The sequence below is a fragment of the Pantoea sp. RIT-PI-b genome (genome assembly GCF_001187905.1).
Taxonomy (GTDB): Bacteria; Pseudomonadota; Gammaproteobacteria; order Enterobacterales; family Enterobacteriaceae; genus Pantoea; species Pantoea nemavictus.
The window spans coordinates 886639-909725 of the sequence record NZ_LGIS01000012.1; the positions used below are offsets into that span (position 1 = coordinate 886639).

A 23087-nucleotide genomic window follows, 5' to 3' on the forward strand; every position below is an offset into this window, starting at 1 on the left:
CATGAACTCCCTGATTAAATGCCGACGCGCTGCGCCAGGCGACCTTTAACGTGCTCTTCACGCGCCTGGTTAACGCTGTCACGTGCGCTGACTTCCGGCACGCCGACATCCCACCAGGCATCGCCCGGCGTCCAGTCAAACGGATGAGTATCGATGGAGATGACCGTGGTGCGATCGTTTCCTTTGGCCCAGCCGATCGCTTCCTCAAGCTCATCCAGCGAGGAGACCTTGCGCGCCAGTGCCCCCATGGATTGTGCATGAGCAACGAAATCGACGTGAAACGGCTCCTGTACCCGACAATCTTTCAGCAGGTTATTGAATGAGGCGCCGCCCTTGGCATTTTGCAGACGGTTGATCACCGCATAGCCGCCGTTATCGCACACCAGCAAAATGAATTTATGGCCTGAAAGAACGCTGGAGTAGATATCGGAATTCATCATCATGTAGGTGCCGTCACCAATCATCACGAACACGTCGCGATCCTGCTCAGCCATCGCCACGCCCCAGCCAGCGGAGAGTTCATAGCCCATGCAGGAGAAGCCAAATTCGCAATCAAACGTGCCTAGATTCTTCACCCGCCAACCCTTCACCAGTTCACCGGGCAGTCCGCCCGCCGCGCTGATGATGTAATCTTCTGCCGCCGCCGCCGCATTCACTACGCCAATCACCTGCGCGTAGGTGGGATCGCCCTCCGATACCGTGCGTTCCTGCCGCGCCGCAATCAGTTCGTTCCATTTGGCAAACGCCCGGCGACCTTTTTCCAGCCAGCTATCGGCTGCTTTCCAGCTGCCGAGCGCCGAGTGCAGTTCGCTAATGCCTTCACGGGCATCACACTCCAGCGGGATGGCCAGATGCTTGTGCGCATCAAAGCGCGCGGCGTTGAGCGCAATAAATTGTGCTTTATGATCGAATACCGTCCATGAACCGGTGACGAAATCCATCAAACGCGTCCCCACCGCAATCACCACATCCGCCTCGGCGGCCAGCGCATTGGCCGAGGTTGAACCGAGAATGCCAATCGGCCCGCAATGAATCGGGTCATCGTGGGTAAACGCGCCCTTTCCGGCGATTGTTTCCACCACCGGGATGCCATGCGCCAGGGCAAACTGCGCCAGTTCTGCTTCAGCCTGCGAATAGCGCACGCCGCCACCGGAAATAATCAGTGGACGTTTAGCTTGTTTCAGGCACTCAGCAGCGCGTGCCAGCAGTTGGCGATCGGGACGTGGACGCGGTATCAGATGCAAACGCGGAGCAAAGAACTCTTCTGGGTAATCCCACGCCATCTCCTGCACGTCCTGGCATACACCAATAAAGGCTGGGCCACAGTCGCCGGGATCGCGCATCGTTGCCACGGCTTGTGGCCGAGAGGAGAGGATCTGTTCAGGATAGGTAATCCGATCCCAGTAGCGCGACACCGCTTTAAAGGCATCATTCACCGTTTGGGTCGGATCGTTGAAATGCTCGACCTGCTGCATTACCGGATCGGGATGGCGACGGGCAAAGCTGTCACCGCAGATCATTAAAAGCGGCAGACGACTGGTATGCGCTACGCCCGCAGCGGTGAGCAGATTGGTGGTGCCAGGACCAATCGAGGCGGTGACCACCATGATTTGACGTCGCACCATCGCCTTGGCAAATCCCACGGCGGCAAACGCCATCGACTGCTCATTCTGCCCGCGCCAGGTGGGTAATACATCTTGCGCCGCTTCTAGCGCTTCGCCCAGGCAAGTGACATTACCGTGGCCAAAAATGCCATACACGCCCGGGAACAGCGGCACGCGTTTGCCATCCACCTCGGTAAACTGATTGCTCAGATAGCGAACTATCGCCTGAGCCGTCGTGCAACGAATTGTAGCCATATCCTTACTCACTTTTCAGAGATGCTGCTGTGCAGCATGGTGTTATATTTCACAACTTAAATTGCTAAAAACAAATAACCGCAATATAAGTTGCAACTTCAGGCGAAAAAACTCCCACTCAGCTGCGAGCGGGAGCCCGTTAATTCAATTAGGCGCGGTTGCGTTTACGCGGTGATTCTGTGCGCTTCTCACGTTCAGTAATGCTTTCGATGCGCGGCTGCGCCACTTCCGGCTGCAATACTGCTGCCAGCGCCATGGCGATGCTTTGCGCCAGACACACCGGCGCGGCCAGCGATCGCGAAAAGCTGTACTCCTCTTCCGGAATGTTGAACAGCACGCTGGCGCTTTTAGCTAAGGGTGATAGCGGCCCATCGCTAATGGCGATGACCGGAATGGTGCGCGCGCTGGCATGGTCGGCAATGGCGATCACCTCTTTGGCATAATGGCGAAACGCGATGGCGATAAGCACGTCACTTTCACGCATATTGTTAGCCATTTCCGGCGCCAGCCCGCCGGCGGAATCCAGCAGGATCACCCGGCGATTCAGCATGGTGAGCAGGTAGCGCAGCAATAACGCAATCGGCTCGGAGCGCAACTGACCGGCGATATAGATAGTTTCCGCCCCCTTCAGATACCCCGCGGTCGCATCGAGATCGCTTTCCGCTACGTTGCTCAGCAGCTCCTGCAGCGTAGCGATGTCCCGTATCACCAGGCTTTGCAAAAAGCCGAGGCTGCCCTTCTGCTCATTCTTGCGCAGATCATTCTCCAGGGCGGTGATGCGCTCGTTGTAACCCGGTGCCGCCGTGGCGAGTCGGGTCTGAAATACGCTCTGCATCTGTTTAAAACCGCTATAGCCAAACACCTGCGCAAAACGCACCAGCACCGAGGGGTGCAGACCACATTTCGCGGCGACAGCGTTAATCGATTCCAGCGCCACCGTGTTCGGGTTTTGCGTCACATAGCGTGCCGCCTGCTGATGCCGCACCGACAGCTGCGCATAGCGTTTAGTAATCTCATCCACAATTTGCTCGTAATTTTCATGCGGCAGCGTGGTTTGCATCTTCTCAATCTTGCTCATCCATCATTCCTTTTCGGCGTACAGCCCATCTCGCCAGCACGCTACCGCAATAAAAATTGCAAGTAAAACCTTAATGCAATTAGTTCTAACGCATTCGCTGCCAACAGGGAAAAGCTCTGCGTAATATTTGTGATTTGGTTCGAAGAATTCACTTTTAGTCTGAATGAAACACCTTTTTCGACGAAATACAACCCACTTTAGATTTTGATTTGTATAGATAATTTAAACTAAAACCTCATTTTAACCTCACACCTGCCATTGCATTGCAATTTTTATTGCTCCGATCCTAACATTGCAACTATCAATGCTGCTGAGGGATTCCCATCCCAGGTCTTCCCTCCCAGCTGACCGTTTCAGGCCGTCGTTTTAAGCCTGAAACCGCTACCGGAGGAATGGATCAACATGTATCAAAACTTTGGACAGTTTATTAATGGCGAATGGCGTCAGGGCAGCGGTGCAGAACCGGTGATCGTCACCGATCCCGGCAACGGGCAAACGCTGGGTGAAATTGCCGCCGCCTCTGCAGCCGACACCCAATCTGCGCTGGCCAGCGCAGAAGCGGCGCTGGTCGCATGGCGAACCACCTCAGGCTGGGCGCGGGCGGATTTGCTGCAGGCGGTGGCAAAAGAGATGACGGCATTGGCGGCAGAAGCCGCACAGATCATCTCGAAGGAGAGTGGCAAACCGTTGGCGCAGGCCAGACGCGAATGGGAATTATCGACCGACCAATTTATCTGGTACGCCGAAGAGGCGCGTCGTATCTATGGCCGCATTGTTGAAAGCCGGGTGCCAGACGGACGCTGTGAAGTGTCGCACGAACCGGTCGGCGTGGTGGCGGCGTTTACCGCATGGAATTTCCCGGTGGTGTTGGTGGCACGCAAGCTCGCACCTGCGCTCGCCGCCGGCTGCACGGTGGTATTACGTCCCTCCAGTGAAGTTCCTGGCTCCGCCATGATGATTTTTGAGTGTCTGCGCAAAGCGGGCGTGCCGGCTGGCGTGGCGAATCTGGTCGTCGGGCCAACCGCCGCCACCTATGAACCGCTGATTGCTTCATCGGTGGTGAAGAAAGTCTCGCTGACCGGCTCAACGCAGCTTGGTCAGCAGATGATTCGCGATTCAGCGGCCACGATTAAGCGCCTTAGCATGGAGTTGGGCGGTAACGCGCCGGTCATCATCTATGACGATGCCGATCTGGAAAAAGCGCTCGACCTTTCCGTGGCCACCAAATTTGCCAACTGTGGCCAGGTTTGTGTCACTTGCGATCGCTTTTATGTCCACCAAAGCCGCTATCACGACTTCGTACAAGGCTTTGCCGAGCGTGCGAAAAAAATCAAGGTCGGTTACGGGCTGGATGAAGGCACGCAAATGGGCCCGCTGATCAATCCTCGTCGCCTCAAAGCCATCGAGGCGATCGTGGCGGATGCGCGCGAGAAAGGAGCACGCATCGTGGTCGGCGGCGAACGTATCGAATTAAACGGCGGCTACTTCTTCGCTCCAACCGTGATTGCCGACGTCCCCGACGACGCGCTGGCGATCGCCGAAGAAAATTTTGGTCCGATTGCCGCCATCACCTCATTTAGCGACAGCGACGATCTGTGGCGCCGCGTTAATAACTCTGATTTTGCCCTCTCCGCTTACGCCTTTACCCGCGATCCGGCCCGCATTCGTGAAACCGTGGCGCGCCTCGAATCCGGCATGGTCGGTATTAACAGCTATGCGCTGGCCGCTGCCGAAGTGCCGTTTGGCGGCGTGAAAGCCAGCGGCATGGGGCGTGAAGGCGGAAGTGAAGGTATTCACGACTATATGAACGTCAAACCGGCGCAAATCGTGCTGTAAGGAACGGATTGATGAAGCTGAATAATATCAAAGCACGCTGGAATGCAGGGCAAACCGTACTCAATGGCTGGCTTAGCATCGCCAACGCCTTCACAGCTGAAATCATGGCTGAACAGGGTTACGACGCGCTAACCATCGATTTGCAGCACGGTTTTGTCGGCTATGAGCAAGCAACGCATATGCTGCAGGCGATGCGCGCCAGCGGCGTTGCCCCGATGGTGCGCGTGCCCTGGCTGGAACCCGGCATCATCATGAAGTCACTGGATGCCGGTGCGTGGGGCATTATCTGTCCGATGATCAGCACCGCAGAGCAAGCGCAGGCGCTGGTCTCCTGCGTGCGTTATCCACCCCACGGCAGCCGCAGTTTTGGCCCAACGCGCGTGACATTCTCCGCCGGCCAGGATTACGGCCAGCAGGCCGACGATCACGTGGTGTGCCTGGCGATGATCGAAACCGCCGAAGCCTTTGACAATATCGAAGCGATTGTCGCTACCCCCGGACTGGACGGCGTCTATATCGGCCCAGCCGATCTGACGTTAGGACTTACCGGCAGAAAATATCGCACGGGTTTTGATCGCACTGAACCGGAAATTGTCGATGCGATTAAGCATATTCTCGCCACTGCGCATCGTGCTGGGAAAAAGGCGGGGCTGCACAATGGTTCTGCCGCTTATGCGGCCAACGCGGCGCAATGGGGATTCGATTTAGTCACGCTTTCTAACGACGTCCAGCTGTTGCGTGGCGCAGCAGCCAGTAGCGTGCAGCAATTCTGCGAACTCAACGGTAACGGCCAGGCAACGCCATCAACCCAGCCGGGAGGTTACTGAGATGCCAAACATTCTGGTTGCCGGAAAAATTCATCCGGCCGGGCTCGATATTCTGCATAACGCGCCTGGATTCAACGTGCAGTTGGTGCACGAGGTCAGCGTGGCGAGTTATGCGCCCTTTATTGCCGAAGCGGATGCGCTATTAATCCGTACGCAGCCGCTTACGGCTAAAGAGATCTTTGCTGGAAAAAATCTGCGCATGGTGTCACGTCACGGCGTGGGTTATGACTCGGTTGACGTTGCCGCCCTTACCGAACGCAACATTCCGCTGACCATTGTCGGCAATGTGAATTCACTTTCCGTGGCGGAACACACGCTGTCCTTGCTGCTGGCTCTGGCAAAACGCATCTGCTATTTCGATAGCAGCATTCGTGAGGGTGAATGGAATCGTCGCAACAGTTTTTCCGCCGTAGAGGTGGCTGGCAGAACCTTATTCATTCTCGGTTTTGGTCGCATCGGCCGTGAAGTGGCGCGCCTGGCAAAAAGCTTCCGCATGAAAGTCATCGCTTACGATCCTTTCCTGCCCGATAACAGTTTCGTAGAAAGCGGCGTAACCCGCGTTGCAGACATCAATGAGGGCCTGCAACAGGCCGATGCGGTCACTATCCATCTGCCTTTAAGCGGTGATAAAGCGGTGATTGACGCGGACGAACTGGCGCTAATGAAACGCCACGCCATTTTAATCAATACCGCGCGCGGCGGCATTGTCGATGAAGAGGCGCTGGCAACCGCCCTGCAAAACGATGCATTGGGTGGCGTGGGTCTTGATGTATTACAGCAGGAGCCGCCCACGCTAAATACCGCGCTACTGGCCCAGCGCGACAAATTAATTCTCAGCCCACATTCCGCAGGACTGACCGAAGAGGCGGCGATGCGCATGTCGATTTCCGCTGCCACCAACATCGTCAACTTTTTCACTGGTCAGCTCGATACGGATCTGGTGGTCAATAAGCAGGTTCTGGCGCTTAACGACCTGATGAGCCAATTGCCCTGATAATAATAAACCTCTCGACCCGGAGAACATCATGCTCAAAATTGCCATCCTCGGCGCTGGCCGCATTGGTCAGGTTCATGCCGCCAACGTGGCGCGTCATAAAGACGCTCAGCTGGTTATGGTTGCCGATCCCTTTATTGAAAATGCCCATGCGTTAACGGCTTTGTGGGGTGGTCGCGCGGTGCAAGATCCGCTTGAGGCGATTAACGATCCGGCTGTCGATGCCGTGGTGATCGGGACACCGACCGATACCCACGTTGAACTAATGCTGGCTGCAGCCAACGCGGGCAAAGCCGTGCTGTGCGAAAAACCGGTCGACCTTGATATCCACAAAGCTCTGGCGGCCGAAAAAGCGCTGGGCGAGAAGGCCAGCAGAGTGATGCTGGGTTTCAACCGTCGCTTCGATCCAGGCTTTAACGAAATTCATCAGCGGATTGCTCAGGGAGATATTGGTGACCTGCACCAGGTGGTGATCACCAGCCGCGATCCTGGTTTGGCACCGTTGAACTATCTCAAGCATTCCGGCGGTATCTTCCGCGATATGGTGATCCATGATTTTGACCTCGCGCGTTGGATTTTGGGTGAGGAACCCGTTGAGGTGTTTGCCACCGGCAGTCGCCTGTTTGAGCCTTCGCTGGAAGCGTTAGGGGATTACGACACGGTGATGGTGCAGCTGCGGACCGCCTCCGGTAAACAGTGTCAGATCAACTGCAGCCGCCAGGCGGTATATGGCTACGATCAGCGTCTGGAAGCGTTTGGCTCTGGCGGCATGATGATCAATGACAACCATCGTGAAACCACGGTGCGCCATTTTGGCGCCCAGCACACCGAAGTGCGTGGCCCGCTGCTGGACTTCTTTATGCAGCGTTACACCGATGCGTATCGGCTGGAAATCGACGCTTTCATTCAAGCGATCAGCAACGGCAGCGCGCTACCTGTCACCATTCATGATGGCTGTCTGGCGCTGCGACTTGCCGATGCCGCTCAGCTGTCAGCCGACACTCAGAGCGTAGTGAAATTGAATTAAGGACTTTATTGGCAAGGACGCCACCCTAATTTTCGTTATTACTCTTTAAATCACGCACAAAATTAAGCGCGTTGTTAGTAAACCCTACGTAAGTGAAGTTAATAATAAAACACCCGACATCAGATTAGTTCTGAGACTAATAATTAACGTGGAAGACCATTATGAAAAAATTCATCTTACTCTGTCTTACCTTACTTTCGCTAAGCCCTGCAGTGAATGCCGTACAGGTCGGCGTCAGCATCGCCCAAATGGATGATGTATTTCTCTCGCGCCTGAGAGGCTATATTATTGAGCAGGCGAAAACCCATCCGGATATGAAAATTCAATTTGAGGATGCTCAGGGCGCCGTTGATAAACAATTGAGCCAGGTGCAAAGTTTTATTAACGGTAAAGTCGACGTAATTATTGTTAACCCGGTTGATACCCAGGGAACCAAAAATATGGCTGATGCGGCACGCGCCGCTAAGGTCCCCCTCATCTTCCTCAACCGTATGCCTTCAGATGCGAAAATGGGTGATGGCGTGAGCTATATCGGCAGCGATGAAATAGAAGCCGGACGTTTACAGATGCAGTATCTGGCAGATCAAGTGAAAGATCGTAAAAGCGTTAACGTCGCCATCATGAAAGGGTTATTAAGCAATGATGCTACCCGCTTCAGAACCCAGGGAGCAAAAGAGATCATTGCCAAACATCCTAATATGCATGTGATTGTTGAAGATACCGCGAAATGGATGCGTGAAGATGGCATGAATCTGATGAATAACTGGATTTTGTCGGGCGACAAAATTGATATTCTTTCCGCCAACGCAGATGAAATGGCTATTGGTGCCGCCATGGCCATTAAAAGTAATGGTATTAAAATTGGTAAAGATATTTTAGTCGGTGGTACTGACGGCGGACCAAATGGATTGCAGGCAATTAAAACCGGCTTACTTACCGTTACCGTATTCCAGGATGCAAAATCACAAGCTTATGGTGCGGTGGATATGGCGGAAAAAGCGGCCAAAGGTGAAAAGGTCCAGGATATTAACTTTATTCCGTTCCAGTTAGTCACACCGCAAAATTACCAGAAGTTCATGACAAATTAACCGTCGTTTTTTCCTGTGTCTGACGTTGGCACCTGTGAAGGTTGCAGGTGCATTTTTATTTTGGAGACGTTATGAAAACCATTAAAGGCCCTGCGGTATTTCTGGCGCAATTCGCTGGCGACGATGCACCGTTTAACTCTTTATCTGGCATGGCTGGCTGGGCAGCGGAAAAAGGATTTAAAGGCGTTGAAATTCCCAGCTGGGATCGTCGCCTTATTGATTTGGCGCAAGCCGCCGAGAGCCAAACCTATGCGGATGAGATCCTTGGCGTGCTGGCTGAACATGACCTGCAGTTGACCGATTTAGCCAGCCACTTGCAGGGACAGCTGGTTGCACTGCATCCTGCGTTTGATTTACCCGCCGATAGCTTTGCCCCAGCCAGTCTGCGCAATGACCCACAAGCACGCCAGCAGTGGGCAACTGAACAGCTTTATCTGGCAGCGCGCGCATCACGCCGCTTAGGCCTGGAGAAACATGTCACTTTTTCCGGCACGCTGCTGTGGCCATTTCTCTATCCCTATCCGCAGTGGCCAGAAGGCTTGATTGATGAGGGCTTCAACGAGCTGGCGAGACGCTGGATACCGATTCTTAACGCATTCGACGAACAGGGAATCGATCTTTGTTATGAAATCCACCCCACGGAAGATTTGCATGATGGTTTGACCTTTGAGCGTTTTTTGGAAAAAACCCACAACCATCTACGCTGCAACATCATGTATGACCCTAGTCATCTGATATTACAGGGCATCGATTACCTGACCTATATCGATCACTACCACCAACGCATCAAGGCTTTCCACGTTAAAGACGCTGAATTTAGGCCGAATGGTAAAACTGGCGCCTATGGCGGCTATCAATCCTGGACCAGCCGCGCTGGTCGCTTTCGTTCACCCGGCGATGGCCAGACCGATTTCAGCGGCATTTTCTCTAAATTGACCGGCTACGGCTTCGATGGCTGGGCAGTGCTGGAGTGGGAATGCTGCTTTAAAAACCCGGAAGATGGCGCACGTGAAGGCGCGCAGTTCATCAGCGACCACATTATTCGCGTTACCGATAAACCGTTTGATGATTTCTGTAAGTCCTGGGCCGACCCATCACTTAACCGTAAAATTTTGGGCATTGAAGGAGCAAAACATGCATAGGTCACCGTTGAGTGGACGTCGTATCCGATTAGGCATGGTTGGCGGTGGCGAAGGTGCCTACATTGGCGGAATCCATCGTTTTGCCGCACGCCTTGACGATCAGTATGAACTGGTTGCGGGAGCGTTTGACGTTGATGCCGAGCAGGGGCATCGCTTTGCAGCGCAAAACTACATCGCGACTGAGCGATCTTACCGTGATTATGCCAGCATGGCGCAGGCTGAGGCGGCACGCGCTGACGGCATTGATGTGGTCGCCATCTGCACCCCAAACTTTACCCACTTCCCCATCGCGAAGGCTTTCCTCGAAGCCGGCATTGATGTGATTTGTGAGAAACCGCTCACCACCACGTTACAGGATGCTGAAGCGTTGGCCGAGGTTGTGAGTCAGACCGGACACTTTCTGGGTGTCACTTATACCTATTCTGGCTATCCGCTGATTGTGGAAGCCCGGATGCGCGTCCAGGCCGGGCTGATTGGCAAGGTGAGAACGGTGCAGGTGGAGTATCCGCTGGAGTGGATGGCAACCGGCGTCGAGCTGAAAAACAATCAGCAGGCGGCATGGCGAGTCGACCCGCAAAAGAATGGGCGCGGCGGCTCGATTGGCGATATTGGTACCCATGCTTATCATCTCGCGGGATATGTGACCGGCTTAAAAGCGGAGAGCGTGATGGCTGATCTAGCCACCTTTGTAGAAGGACGTGCTCTGGACGATAACGCCCACGTACTGATTCGCTACGAAGGCGGCGCGCGCGGCATGCTGTGGTCTTCGCAGGTGGCGATTGGTTGTTCCAATGCGCTGCGGCTGCGGGTGTATGGTGAAACCGGCAGCCTGACATGGGCGCAAGAGCAGCCAAACGAACTGATTTACACCTCATTGGAAGGGTATACCCAGATCATTAAACGGGGACGTGACGATCTGGATGCGATAACCCGGGCGCGCACCCGCACGCCGCCCGGCCATCCTGAGGGTTATATCGAAGCCTTTACCAATCTATATAGCGGCTTCGCGGCGGCACTGCGGGCGCGTGATGAAAAGCGTGCTGTTTCAGGCATTGGCGCAGTTATTCCACAAATCCATGATGGACTGAAGGGCGTAGCCTTTGTCGATGCGGTGGTCGATAGCCATCAGCAGGGAACGGTGTGGAAACAGCCGAAATATCGCTGATGCCCTCTGAAGCCTGACGCCGTCAGGCTTCTTAGGTGTACATGTTGTAGCGCATGATGATATTGATACGCGAATAAGGCGCATAGTTGCGCTCTTCCGGCAAAAATCCGTGAAACTCCAGCAGTGTTTTGAACGAGTGTTGCGCATCCAGTTGCAGATTATGCTCAATCAGCGCATCGATTTTTCCCGCCTGCATCAGGGCGCGATTCTCCCGGTCCAGATCGTGCCCAACAAAAACCTTCGGCTGAATGTTACGTTCATCCAACGCCCGCAAAATCCCGCCATTTCCTCCGCCTACGGTATAAACCGCATCGATGTGAGGATGATCCTGCAGAAACAGTTGCAGGGTTTCATACATCAAATGGTCAATGCCCGATCCACCCGCGACAACCTTAATCTGATGCTGTGGGGAAAAGGATTTCATCCCCTGCTGAAAGCCGCGAATGCGATCCTGCTCACCGACGAAAGCTTTATTGCCGGTGATTGCGGCAATGGTGCCTGCTTCGCTTCCCAACCACTTTGACATCAGGAAGGCCGCCGACTGGCCCGCGCTAACGTTGTCCATGCCGATATAACGCAGGCGATGACTGCCGGTGATATCCGTGACCACCGTGACCACCGGAATACGCTGCTTAATCAAATTATTAATAACTGGCACCAGCTGACTCGAATTCATCGCTTTGAGGATGATGCCGTGCGTGCTAAGCGAGCACTTTTTCAATAGCCGTTCAACTTCGTCCACCGTCATCTCTTCACTGCAGTGGAAGCGGAGCTGGATTTTAAATGAGGCGAAACTGGATATCTGGCTGCTGAACGCCTCTTTCACCAGCTCACTGAAACGCTCCGGCGTATGCATGATGACATCGAAATAAAGGGTTCGCCCTTGCGCCAGGCTGCTTTTCTGCTGCAGTTCCAGGTCGGCTAAGGCTTGCTGGATGCGGTGCTGCGTTTGAGGATGCACACGACCGCGATTATGCATGGCGCGATCAATGGTGGCGAGGCTCAAACCGGACTGAGCTGAGATTTGTTTTTGGGTAAATTTAGGCATAGGTCACATGATGTAGGAGTGAGGTTTTTTTGACGTGCTGTTAATGAAATGTAGCTGCTATTTTAACACTCATCAACCCTGTCATGCCGCCTGCTGATAACCTGCTGGCGTACGATGACGCTCTATCACTCCATCAAGAAAATGAGGTCGTTATGATGTCACCCTATTTTGCCCGTGAAGATCAGGTCTCTGTTGAAGACTTCAAAACATTCTGTACCCAGCAGCTCGATGCCAGTGAATATCCGCTGGCGAGCGAAGCGGCGGCAAACGTGCTGATTTACGATCGTGTCACGCTGGATATAGCGGCGGAAAAAGATAAAAAAGCGCTGCTGGGCGAGCTGCACAAAGCGCTCTCATACGGTCCTGGCGTGTTCGTGGTGCGCGGGTTATACAGCGATCTTGACGTTATTGATCGCGCTTCGCAGTTTTTCGAAACCATTATGAGCAATGAGGCCAAATCCAAAATTCAGGCCGATCACTTCTCGCGAGCGGGCAACAATGGGCGTATCTGGAATGCGCTGCAAAAACTGGGTGAAACCAGCCCGCAAACCTTCGTGGATTACTACGCCAATCCGACGCTGGAGTTAATTTGTCAGGCCTGGCTGGGCCCGGCGTGGAGCATGACCTCGCAAGTGAATCAGGTGCGCCCCGGCGGTGAAGCTCAGCAGCCGCACCGGGATTACCACCTTGGCTTCCAGCAAAGCGCATTCGCTGCAGAATTCCCGGTGCCGGTGCAGATTCTTTCGCAATATCTGACCTTGCAAGGTGCTGTAGCGCATACCGACATGCCGCTGGCGTCGGGCCCGACCCGTTTACTACCCTGGTCGCATCAGTATGAGCTGGGTTATATCGCCTATCGTGACCCGGCGTTCGTTGAGTTCTTTAACCAAAATTACGTCCAGCTGCCGCTGGAAAAAGGTGATGGTCTGTTCTTTAACCCGGCGCTGTTCCATGCCGCAGGTAACAACACCACCACCGATCACATCAGGACCGCGAATCTGCTGCAGGTTTCCTCCGCATTTGGCGTGCCGATGGAGAAAGTGAACCACGAACAGTTACTCAAGCTGATTTATCCGTTGCTGAAAAACAGCCAGCTTACCCAGCAGGAGCTGAACACCGTAATCAACGTGGCTGCGCGGGGTTACTCCTTCCCCACCAATCTCGACACCGATCCACCGCTGGGCGGAATGGTGCCGCAAACGCAGCAGGCACTGGTACACGAAGCGGTGCAGCAAGAGTGGAGCGCCAGCCAGTTCAATCAAAAGCTGGATGAGCAAAGTACCAGAAGGGAAGCGTAAAGCGTCAGGCCGGACAGTTGTCCGGCCTGATCACTTCATCAACACCTGAAACTGCGGATTAAACTCGTCGAAAATCGGCAGCGCTGCGGCGCCAAGCGCGGCGGTATCGCTACCGGTCATACCGATTTTTAAGCGGGTGCCGGTGAGATAGCGGCCACGCACCGATTGATACAGCGGCGGCAGGCGACGGATGATTTTGTCCAGCAGCGCGGCGGGCATCATGCCGCCGATGATCACGCTTTCGGCATCGAAGATGCATTCCAGCAGATTAATCGCCTGGCGCAGCGGCGTGAGCATGGTATCAATCCAGCGGTCGAACAGCGCCGGATCGACCTCGAGCAGATCTTCCGGCAGCGCCGTCATTGGATCGAGGCCACAGAACTCATACGCCGCCTGTAGCGACACGTAGCGCTCAAGACAGCCGTTATTGCCGCAATAACATTCGCGTCCGCCAGGTTCAACCACCACATGTCCCACTTCACCGGCGTTATGCGCGTGGCCGCTGTATACGTGACCATCCATGATGATGCCCGCGCCCAAACCGGTGCCAATGTAGAGATAGATAAACGAGTTCAGCTGGCGCGCCACGCCATGAAAACGCTCGCCAATCGCCGCTACCGTGGCATCGTTCTCCAGCGTTACCGGCACGCCACTCATCGCCGCCAGTTTGGCTTCAATATCCACCTGCTCCCAGCCGTGCAGCGTGGTGGGTCCCACCGAAGAGATGCCCTCAACGCCAAACGGTCCCGGCATCACCACGCCAATGCCGAGCACCTTTTGCCAGCGATCACCCATTTGCGTTTTGATCTCGCTCAGCACCGCTTCAATACGCGCTAATGTGGCATCCGGCTCCGGCTTTTGCACCAGAATCAGGCGGCGAAAGTGAATTTCGCCGGTGAGATCCACCAGCACAATCAGCAGCGTTTGGTGATCAAGATGGATACCAATGGAAAAAGCGCTGGCCGGATTGAGCGTCACTGGAATGGCCGGTTGTCCGCGCCCTTGCTTGCGCGGTTCGCGGCTGGTCAGCAGTTCCGCCTGCTCCAGTTCAGCGACGATGTTTGACACGGTCTGCGGGGTTAGCGCGGTCAGACGAGCCAGCTCGGCGCGGGTCAATTCGCCATGCAGGCGAATGGCTTCAATGATCACGCGACGATTGTGCGCGCGTGCATGTTCCAGATTGGTTCCCGATGTTTTCACCTTGCTCCCTTCCCTCTTCAACCGCGCTGTGAATAGCCGCATCAATATCCCTGATCGCCCACAGTGATTACAACCCCTTCGGGGAGCTGAATGGGTGTTGGCTGAGTGCAACAGCAAATTGGTCATGCCGGTAAGGACGCTACATTAACTTCGTAGCTAACGAACACAGATCTGTTCTCTTCACGTTACTCATGAAGAATGACTTATATCTTGATGGTTATTTATCGGGAAGCGGGTCGGTCAATTTCTCGTTGATAGCAGAACTTTCATAACTAGGTGTCCGCAATGTGCCATAAGCGGAAGTTCGACATTTTGTACAGATCCTCAACACAACATTTTCTCCATGCCAAAAATTTTTTGAAAATATCGAATGGCGGAAGCCTTGCACAAGCGTCAGACAGGCAGCGCGCGATCTTTCACAACCGTTTTCATAACCAGTGTTGAGGTAAGCCGCTGCACGCCTGACATACCAGAGAGTTTTTCATCGTACAGTTCCTGAAAAGCCGGCAGGTCACGGGTGATAACATGAAGCAGATAATCCGGATCGCCAAACAGTCGCTGCGCCTGAATAATTTGCGGTATCTCCTTTACTGCCTCCTCGAAAGCACTGACCGCCTTTCGGTCCCCTTCGCGCAGGGTAACGAAAACTATGGCTGAAAAGTTCAGCCCGAATCTTGCCGGATCCAAATGCGCCCGGTAGCCGGTGATTACCCCTTCCTGCTCAAGGGCTCTGACCCGGCGCTGGCATGATGACAGGCTGATCCCCACCCGTTCCGCCAAGTCAGTGAGCGAAAGCCGCCCGTCCTTCTGTAGTTCTGCAAGAATATTGCAGTCTATTCTGTCCATTACTGAAAACCTCCCATAATACTTTCGTTTTTAAGCTGTAAATGAAAGCACATTCCGCATAATAAGCGATATTCTTTCTTCAACTTTTAAAAGTATTTGTCAGGTAAAAGTTTCCCCTACATGCAAGTTTCAGGCACTAATAAATGGCCGTTAAGAGATGAGGTCAATGAGGATAACGACACATGTCACTGAGTATGTTCGCCACCTTCTGGGCTGTTTCCGTGCTTTTCGTAATCACGCCCGGCGCCGACTGGGCTTACGCCATTTCAGCCGGCATCCGGGGACGCCGCGTAGTGCCGGCGGTTACCGGCATGCTGAGCGGCCATCTAATTGCAACACTAATAGTGGCTGCGGGGGTCGGCTCAGTCATTGCAGGCACACCGGGCGTACTGACGCTCCTGAACGTAGCCGGGGCGGCCTATCTGCTCTGGCTCGGCCTCGGCATGCTGCGCCATCCAACAGCGCCAGCGGCGGGGCAGAATGATGATGCAGGTTCGCCACTGAAATGGGCGCTGAAGGGCTTTTGCATCAGTGGACTTAATCCGAAGGTTTTTCTGTTGTTTCTAGCCCTGCTGCCCCAGTTCACTGACGTCCACGCTACCTGGCCGCTTCCAATGCAGATGATCGCGTTGGGGATGGTGCATGTAATCAGCTGCGGCGTGATCTACCTGCTTGTGGGGTATGGCTCCGGCACGGTGCTTAAAACGCGACCGCGCGCCGCACTGAACGTCAGCCGGATTTCGGGCAGCCTGATGATCATTATTGCGGCCCTACTGCTGACAGAGCAGTTTCTCTGACGCCTGGCCATAAAGGCTTGTAACAACGCATCATGCTGCAGGAACTCTATGAATACATTCAACGTCATGGAAACGTCAGCCCGGGATTTATCGCGTCTTGCAGACCGAGCAATACAGTTAGCATTGCGAAAGCGGATATTATCGCCCCCGCAACATCCCTCATCAACGTAACGAATTAGCAGAGAACACCATGTCATCAGTCACACTGACACATCTGAAAAACCTCAAGCAGCGCGGCGAGAAAATCACCATGCTCACCTGCTACGACGCCACGTTTGCACACGAGCTGAGCACGGCTGGCGTTGAGATGCTTCTCATCGGCGATACGCTGGGAATGATTCTACAGGGTCATGACAGCACCCTGCCGGTCAGACTGGAAGATATGGTTTATCACACGGCCTGCGTTAAGCGGGGAAACAACGGCGGCTTCATCATAGCCGACCTTTCATTCATGACCTGCTGCTCGGCTGAGCAGGCACTGCATAGCTCCGCGCAGTTAATGCAGGCCGGTGCGCAGATGGTCAAGATTGAAGGTGGAGAGTGGCTGTGCGACACAGTGCGTCAGCTGACGCGTAACGGTATACCGGTTTGCGCCCATATTGGACTCACCCCTCAGTCGGTTAACGTTTTTGGCGGTTTTAAAGTGCAGGGACGTGACAGCCATCAGGCGGCCGCACTTGTCGACACCGCGAAAAAGCTTGAAGAAGCTGGCGCGGCAATGGTGCTGGTTGAAGCCGTCCCCGCTTCGCTGGGCAGAACGCTTAGCGGGGCGGTGTCCGTCCCCGTCATCGGCATCGGCGCTGGCCCGGATACAGATGGACAGGTTTTAGTGCTGCACGACATGCTCGGCCTTAGCATCACCGGCAGGTCCCCGAAATTCGTCAAAAACTTTATGAAAGGTCAGGATGACATTCAGGGCGCATTAAAAAGTTACATTGCTGCCGTCAAAGACGGCAGCTTCCCGTCTGCGGAGCACTGCTACTCAGAATAAGTAACAGATGTGACCTCTTAAATTAGCGGCTTATACCTGTAATCTAGCTAAAGAGACTAATCACCGACGTCCGCTGATCGCTCTAAGCGGACAATGCATTGTTTTATTTAGCCGTCCTGCGACAGGAAAATTTAACCTAATGCAAAAATGCATTTACCCGATTCAGCCCTGATGACTTCACAGCTCCCCTTCCTCATATCGGTGAAGCATCTATATGGGCGGTTCCTTTACAGGAGGTACAGAGTTCGAGCCAAATCACACTGGATTAGCCGGGCACACTGAGCCACCTATACTGGCCTGAATACCCTCGAAGGTGTCCGCAACAGGACGATGAACGTGTCCGGAAGAAATAGCGACTATCCTGCCGGCGTTTCCATTTATGAGTGCTTCCAGCTCGCTCAATCCCCTGCACATCGTTTCATCAAGCGTGGGTATGCCTGAGGTAAATACGTGATGATGGAGGAACAATAGCGTCGGTACATCGCCTGCTGTCAGCAACCATCACTAATGACGTTAATTTGCCATTATGGCATGCGCGTTAATATCGCAATGCACAATGCATCTGCACCTAAACCATGCATCCTGAAAAGAGTTATTGCGACCTCTTAGGCTTGCCCTCATTTATACCCGCCTGAATATCTATGATCGGCCACACAATTTACAACCTGTTTACCTGACAGCCACAAAAATCTGTGCCAAAAAGTGTCCAGCGGCATTCGAGATTTATGCCCTGGCACGTCAATTGCTTTAGCTACCCGATGTCAGCTGCAGCAATCTGACTACCTGTGTGCATTATTAAATCCATCAAATTGATTTAATAAATTGCTTTCCATTAGCTTCAAGGCGGAAACACCATGAAAATCCGATTCAATCCAGTCATAAAAGGTTGTTTTGCAGCGGTTCTGTTAGCCAGCGTTGGCAGCGCGGCGGCGGCAACCACGTTAAATGCGCTGTTTATGACGCAGGCGGCGTACAGCGAAAATGATATTCGCGCGATGACGCAGGAGTTTCAGAAAGCGCACCCGGACGTGCAGGTTAATCTTGAGTTTGTGCCGTACGAAGCGCTGCACGACAAAATTGTCGCAGCGCGTGGTGCAGGCGGTAACGGCTACGATGTGGTGCTGTTTGACGCCATCTGGCCGGCGGAATTCACCAAGTTTGATCTGCTGCAGGATGTTAGCAGCCGTATCAGTGCCGACGAAAAAGGGCAGATTTTTCCTGGCGCGATGAACACCGTGCAGTTCAAAGGCAAAACCCTCGGCATGCCGTGGATCCTTGATACCAAATATCTCTATTACAACAAAGCGATGCTGGAAAAAGCCGGTATCACCACGCCGCCACAAACCTGGCAGCAGGTAATGGACGATGCGCGCATCATCAAGCAGAAAAATATCGTTAAATATCCGCTGGTGTGGAGCTGGTCGCAGGCAGAAGCGCTGGTGTGCGATTACACCACGCTGGTTTCCGGCTTCGGCGGCAAATTCTATAACAACGACAAACTCGATTTTTCCTCACCTGCCTCGCTGCAAGCGGTCAAGCTAATGAAAAGCTCGCTGGATGAAGGCTTGAGCAATCCGGCCTCGCGCGAGTATCTGGAAGAGGACGTGCGTAAAGCCTTCTCCAACGGTGATGCGGCCTTCGCGCTCAACTGGACCTACATGTACAACATGGCCAACGATCCGAAACAGAGTAAGGTCGCCGGCCAGGTGGGTATCGTTCCAGCGCCGGGCGACGCGCCAGGCAAATTTGGTGCGGTAAACGGTTCGATGGGCCTCGGCATCACCAAAGGCAGCACGCATGCAGATCAGGCATGGCAATACATTAGTTACATGACCTCACAGCCGGTGCAGAACAAATACGCCACACTGAGTCTGCCCATCTGGAAAAGCTCGTATCAGGATCCGGCGGTGATGAAAAATCAGGAAAGCCTGATCGCCGCCGCGGATAAGTCGCTCAACGTGATGCTGTCGCGTCCGGAAACCGCCGACTATTCACGCCTCTCCAATACCCTGCAGCAGCAGTTGCAGCAGGTGCTGGTCGGCAGCGCGACGCCAGATGCCGCGCTGCAGGCGGTAGATAAGAGTGCGGCGCGTCTGCGCTAAGGGGCAACAATGCTGAGTTTGCGTCAACGCGAACAACGGCAGGCATGGGTGCTGCTGGCACCCATGCTGTTGGTGATGCTGTTACTCACCGCATGGCCGCTGTTACGCACCATCTGGCTAAGCTTCACCGATGCGGCCTTAATTGGCAGCGGTGATGCGCCGGGCTGGATTGGTCTGGAAAACTACCTGTTCGCGATTACCGATGAAGATTTTCGCAGTTCACTGTGGCGCACGCTCTATTTCACCGTGGTGTCGGTGGCGATTGAGGGGGTGATTGGCGTGCTGGTGGCACTGTTGCTGAATCAGAAATTTGCCGGACGCAACGTGCTGCGCGTGCTGGTGATTCTGCCGTGGGCGCTGCCAACCATCGTTAACGCCATGATGTGGCGCCTGAATTTCAACCCGGATTACGGCAGCATCAACGCCCTGCTGACGCAACTTGGCATCATTGACGGCTATCGCAGCTGGCTGGGTTCGCCCGATTCGGCGCTCAATGCAGTGATGTTTGCCGATATCTGGAAAAACTATCCGCTGGTGACCTTGCTGGTGCTGGCAGCGCTGCAATCCATACCAGACGATCTGTTCGAAGCCGCGCGGCTGGATGGCGCATCGGCATGGCGCCGTTTTCGTGCCATCACCTTCCCGGCGATTGTCGGTCCGCTCAGCGTGGCATTGGTGCTACGTACCATCGACGCCTTCAAAATCTTCGACATCATTTATGTGATGACGCGTGGCGGCCCGGTTGATAGCACCAAAACCCTCAGTTTCTACGTTTATCAGGAGTCATTCAGCTATCTGCGTGCCGGTAGCGGCGCGGCTTACGCGATGTTGATGACCTTGTTGTGCGCGGTGCTGATCACGCTTTACATGCTGTTACTGTGGCGGCAGCGCCGCAAAGGAAGCGCGCATGAAGCTTAAATTACGTCATGTCGGCAAATATGCTGCCGCACTGCTGGTGGCGTTTTCAGTGCTGGCACCAATGGGTTGGCTGTTCTTGATGAGCGTCAGCGCCGCCAGTGATCTTACCCGCGTGCCGCTGGAGTGGTTGCCACGCCAGTGGGATTTCACCCGCTACGGCAAACTGCTGTCGCTGGAACCCGGCCAGCCCGGCGTGCTGTTCCTGCATGCGCTGGGGAACAGTTTGCTGGTGGCCACCGGCGCGACCCTGATCTGCTTGTTGCTGGCCATTCCGGCAGCGTTCAGCTTCTCACGCTATCGCGGTCGCGACGGCTGGCTGTTCGCTTCGCTGGCTATCTATATGGTGCCACCGGTGGCGTTTGTGTTGCCGCTCTACTTCCTGTTACAGCAGTTTGATCTGTTGAACACGCGGCCTGGGCTGATCATTGTTTACTGCTCGCTGATTCTGCCGTTCCTGACCTGGATGCTGAAAAACCAGTTCGATACGCTGCCGCAGGATATTGAGCAGGCGGCACGGCTGGATGGTTTGCGCGTCTGGCAGGTTCTGCTGCGCATCACGCTACCGCTGGCCAAGCCGGTGCTGGGCGCCGCGGCGCTGTTTGGCTGGCTGCTGGCGTGGGACGAATTTTTCTACGCGCTGCTGTTCACCAGCAACATCGCAGCACAAACCTTACCGGTCACCATTGCCGGATTCACTGCCGGTCGCGCCACCGATGATGGCTTGATCGCCGCCGTCGGCATTCTGGCCTCTGTGCCACCGCTGTTTATTGCCATCTGGCTGCAAAAGACGCTGGTCAGCGGCCTTGCCAGTGGCGGGAGTAAAGGATGATGGAACATAAACTCACCGCCACGCTCTACGTGGTGGGTAACATTAATGTCGATTTGATCATGGGCACGCTGGATAGCTGGCCGCAGCGCGGCACCGAAGTGATGCTCAATCACAGCGAGCTGCGCCCTGGCGGATCGGCCGGCAACTGCGCGCTGGCGCTGGAAGCGATGCAGGTGCGCCATCGCGCGGTCGCCAATCAGGGCAACGATGGCCTAAGCGCCTGGCTGGCGAGCCATTTTCCCCACAGCGCCGCGCACTGGACGCGCTACAGCTGTGAAACCTCGCTCACGGTTGGCGTCACGCATTCGGATCATGAACGCTCTTTCCTCAGCAATCTCGGGCATATCGTGAAACTCAGCGCGCAGGATGTGCTGGATCAGCTGCCTGCGAAAGCGGCTGACGGCGATATCGTGCTGCTGTGCGGCACCTTCTTGTGCCTGCACTTGTATGGCGAATATCCCGCGCTGCTTAGCGAACTGCAGCAACGCGGCTTTATCACCGCCGTTGATACCGGTTGGCCACCGCAGGGCTGGAGCGACGAGGTGCGCCAGCAGGTGATGCAGTGGCTGCCGCTGTGTGACTGGCTGCTGCTCAATGAAGTGGAAACACGCGGATTGGCGGCGGCAGAGAATCTGACGCAAAGTGCGGAATGGCTGGCGCAGCAGCTGAGCGGACGCGGCGGCTGCGTGGTGAAATGCGGCCCGCAGGGCGCCAGCTGCTGGCAAACTGAACGTGCCGTGAGTCAGCCTGCGCGTGCGGTGACGGTGGTGGATACCATCGGTGCAGGCGACAGCTTTAATGCCGGATTTCTCACCGCCCTGCTGCATCAGCAAGATCTTAATACGGCTTTGCAATGGGGCATTGCGGTGGCGTCGCTGGCCATCAGCACACTGCCGCGTCGCTATCCCGACTGGCATCAACTGCAACTTTCTCAGGAGTGTTAATTTATGGCCAGTGTTGAACTCGTAAAAGTGGCCAAACGCTACGCAAAACAGTCGGTGCTGCATCCGCTCGATCTCACTATTCCTGACGGCAGTTTTACCGTTTTGGTCGGCCCATCCGGCTGTGGCAAATCCACGCTGTTACGGCTGCTGGCCGGCCTGGAAAGCCTGTCGGACGGTGCGATTTTGATGGATAAGGTGCAGATCAACGATCGCGATCCGGCCGATCGCGATATCGCCATGGTCTTTCAGAGCTATGCGCTCTATCCGCACTTAACGGTAGCGGAAAACCTCGCGTTTCATATGCAGGTGAAGAAAGTGAAGCGCGAGGAGCAGCAGAGCAAAATTGCGCGCATCGCCGGGATTCTCGGCATCGACAAGCTGCTGCAGCGCTATCCTCGCGCCTTATCGGGCGGGCAGCGCCAGCGTGTCGCGATGGGCCGCGCGATGGTGCGGAATCCCAAAGTGTTTCTGTTCGATGAACCGCTCTCGAACCTTGATGCCCAGCTACGCATGGAGCTGCGCGCCGAGATCAAATCGCTGCATCAGCGTTTTAAAACCACCATGGTTTACGTGACGCACGACCAGGTGGAGGCGATGACGCTCGCCGACCAAATCGTGGTGATGAAGGATGGCCGCATTGTGCAGCAAGGCGCGCCGCTGGCGATTTACGATCGTCCGGCCGATACCTTTGTTGCGCGCTTTATCGGCTCACCGCCAATGAACCTATTACCGGCGCAACTGATCACGCGTGATGGCGTGCCCGGCGTGCAGTGCCAGGATCTGTGGCAACCGCTGCCCACGCGCTGGCAAGCGGCGGCGCGCGAGCGTGCAGGCGCAGCAGTGACGCTCGGCGTGCGTCCACACGATTTGCTGGAAACCCGCAGCAACGCGGCGGCGCAGGTGAAAGTGGTGGAGATCACCGGCGAATCAACCTTATTGCATCTTGAATGGCATGGTCAGGCGCTGCATATGCAGATCGCCGGTCGCCATGCAGCGGTGAGCGGCGACAGCATTATGCTGGGCTTTAACGCCGAGAAGATTCATTTGTTTGATGCGGAGACCGGAGCGCGCCTAAGCGAATCCTGAATAATACCGTCC

Annotated in this window: 20 protein-coding genes; 15 read left to right on the plus strand and 5 right to left on the minus strand. The window is 54.9% G+C overall.

Annotated elements, in window-relative coordinates; all coding sequences use genetic code 11:
• Positions 1-14: 14 nt before the first annotated feature.
• The gene (gene iolD, locus AC790_RS05810; protein ID WP_049851177.1) at positions 15-1859 is read right to left on the minus strand and encodes a 3D-(3,5/4)-trihydroxycyclohexane-1,2-dione acylhydrolase (decyclizing); all 1845 of its coding nucleotides are present in this window, start codon (positions 1857-1859) and stop codon (positions 15-17) included.
• Between the two features lie 148 nt (positions 1860-2007).
• Positions 2008-2937 carry a MurR/RpiR family transcriptional regulator gene (locus AC790_RS05815; protein WP_049851178.1) on the minus strand — a complete coding sequence of 310 codons (930 nt, stop codon included), beginning with the start codon at positions 2935-2937 and terminating at the stop codon, positions 2008-2010.
• Positions 2938-3339: 402 nt separating this feature from the next.
• Between AC790_RS05815 and AC790_RS05820 the strand changes: the two genes are divergently transcribed.
• The 7 genes from AC790_RS05820 (at position 3340) to AC790_RS05850 (ending at position 11016) form a co-directional block, all read left to right on the plus strand.
• Positions 3340-4773: an NAD-dependent succinate-semialdehyde dehydrogenase gene (locus tag AC790_RS05820; RefSeq protein ID WP_049851179.1), complete on the plus strand. Its 1434-nt coding sequence runs from the start codon at positions 3340-3342 to the stop codon at positions 4771-4773.
• A gap of 11 nt (positions 4774-4784) precedes the next feature.
• Positions 4785-5600 (plus strand): HpcH/HpaI aldolase/citrate lyase family protein, encoded by an 816-nt coding sequence (locus AC790_RS05825; RefSeq protein ID WP_049851180.1) that lies wholly within the window; start codon positions 4785-4787, stop codon positions 5598-5600.
• Position 5601: 1 nt separating this feature from the next.
• Complete coding sequence (locus tag AC790_RS05830) at positions 5602-6594, plus strand: hydroxyacid dehydrogenase (protein ID WP_049851181.1); 993 nt, start codon at positions 5602-5604, stop codon at positions 6592-6594.
• A gap of 31 nt (positions 6595-6625) precedes the next feature.
• Positions 6626-7621, plus strand: coding sequence for an inositol 2-dehydrogenase (gene iolG / locus AC790_RS05835; RefSeq protein WP_049851182.1), 996 nt, complete (start codon positions 6626-6628; stop codon positions 7619-7621).
• Positions 7622-7782: 161 nt separating this feature from the next.
• Positions 7783-8709 (plus strand): substrate-binding domain-containing protein, encoded by a 927-nt coding sequence (locus AC790_RS05840; RefSeq protein WP_049851183.1) that lies wholly within the window; start codon positions 7783-7785, stop codon positions 8707-8709.
• 71 nt (positions 8710-8780) lie between these two features.
• Positions 8781-9851, plus strand: a complete 1071-nt coding sequence (locus tag AC790_RS05845) for a sugar phosphate isomerase/epimerase (protein ID WP_049851184.1) — start codon at positions 8781-8783, stop codon at positions 9849-9851.
• Positions 9844-11016 (plus strand): Gfo/Idh/MocA family protein, encoded by a 1173-nt coding sequence (locus tag AC790_RS05850; protein ID WP_200902254.1) that lies wholly within the window; start codon positions 9844-9846, stop codon positions 11014-11016. The genes AC790_RS05845 and AC790_RS05850 overlap by 8 nt, the downstream gene beginning before the upstream one ends.
• A gap of 31 nt (positions 11017-11047) precedes the next feature.
• Here the strand turns inward: AC790_RS05850 and AC790_RS05855 are convergent, their stop codons facing one another.
• Positions 11048-12064, minus strand: a complete 1017-nt coding sequence (locus AC790_RS05855; RefSeq protein ID WP_049851185.1) for a substrate-binding domain-containing protein — start codon at positions 12062-12064, stop codon at positions 11048-11050.
• A gap of 152 nt (positions 12065-12216) precedes the next feature.
• Between AC790_RS05855 and AC790_RS05860 the strand changes: the two genes are divergently transcribed.
• Positions 12217-13362, plus strand: a complete 1146-nt coding sequence (locus AC790_RS05860) for a phytanoyl-CoA dioxygenase family protein (protein WP_082204268.1) — start codon at positions 12217-12219, stop codon at positions 13360-13362.
• Between the two features lie 30 nt (positions 13363-13392).
• Here AC790_RS05860 and AC790_RS05865 read toward each other — a convergent pair whose 3' ends face one another.
• Complete coding sequence (locus tag AC790_RS05865; protein ID WP_049851186.1) at positions 13393-14562, minus strand: ROK family transcriptional regulator; 1170 nt, start codon at positions 14560-14562, stop codon at positions 13393-13395.
• Positions 14563-14955: 393 nt separating this feature from the next.
• The gene (locus tag AC790_RS05870; RefSeq protein WP_049851187.1) at positions 14956-15408 is read right to left on the minus strand and encodes an Lrp/AsnC family transcriptional regulator; all 453 of its coding nucleotides are present in this window, start codon (positions 15406-15408) and stop codon (positions 14956-14958) included.
• Positions 15409-15590: 182 nt separating this feature from the next.
• Here AC790_RS05870 and AC790_RS05875 point away from each other — a divergent pair, with 182 nt between their 5' ends.
• From AC790_RS05875 to AC790_RS05905, 7 genes are all read left to right on the plus strand, one after another.
• Positions 15591-16205 carry a LysE family translocator gene (locus AC790_RS05875; RefSeq protein ID WP_049851188.1) on the plus strand — a complete coding sequence of 205 codons (615 nt, stop codon included), beginning with the start codon at positions 15591-15593 and terminating at the stop codon, positions 16203-16205.
• Between the two features lie 190 nt (positions 16206-16395).
• Positions 16396-17196: a 3-methyl-2-oxobutanoate hydroxymethyltransferase gene (gene panB, locus AC790_RS05880; RefSeq protein WP_049851189.1), complete on the plus strand. Its 801-nt coding sequence runs from the start codon at positions 16396-16398 to the stop codon at positions 17194-17196.
• 854 nt (positions 17197-18050) lie between these two features.
• Positions 18051-19298, plus strand: a complete 1248-nt coding sequence (locus tag AC790_RS05885; protein ID WP_049851190.1) for an extracellular solute-binding protein — start codon at positions 18051-18053, stop codon at positions 19296-19298.
• A gap of 9 nt (positions 19299-19307) precedes the next feature.
• On the plus strand, positions 19308-20216 hold the full coding sequence (locus tag AC790_RS05890) for a carbohydrate ABC transporter permease (protein ID WP_049851191.1): 909 nt from the start codon (positions 19308-19310) through the stop codon (positions 20214-20216).
• Positions 20206-21045 carry a carbohydrate ABC transporter permease gene (locus AC790_RS05895; RefSeq protein ID WP_007891180.1) on the plus strand — a complete coding sequence of 280 codons (840 nt, stop codon included), beginning with the start codon at positions 20206-20208 and terminating at the stop codon, positions 21043-21045. Before AC790_RS05890 ends, AC790_RS05895 begins: the two co-directional genes overlap by 11 nt.
• Positions 21045-21989 carry a carbohydrate kinase family protein gene (locus AC790_RS05900; RefSeq protein WP_049851228.1) on the plus strand — a complete coding sequence of 315 codons (945 nt, stop codon included), beginning with the start codon at positions 21045-21047 and terminating at the stop codon, positions 21987-21989. Before AC790_RS05895 ends, AC790_RS05900 begins: the two co-directional genes overlap by 1 nt.
• Before the next feature lie 3 nt (positions 21990-21992).
• Positions 21993-23075, plus strand: coding sequence for an ABC transporter ATP-binding protein (locus tag AC790_RS05905; RefSeq protein ID WP_049851192.1), 1083 nt, complete (start codon positions 21993-21995; stop codon positions 23073-23075).
• The last annotated feature ends 12 nt before the right edge of the window (positions 23076-23087 follow it).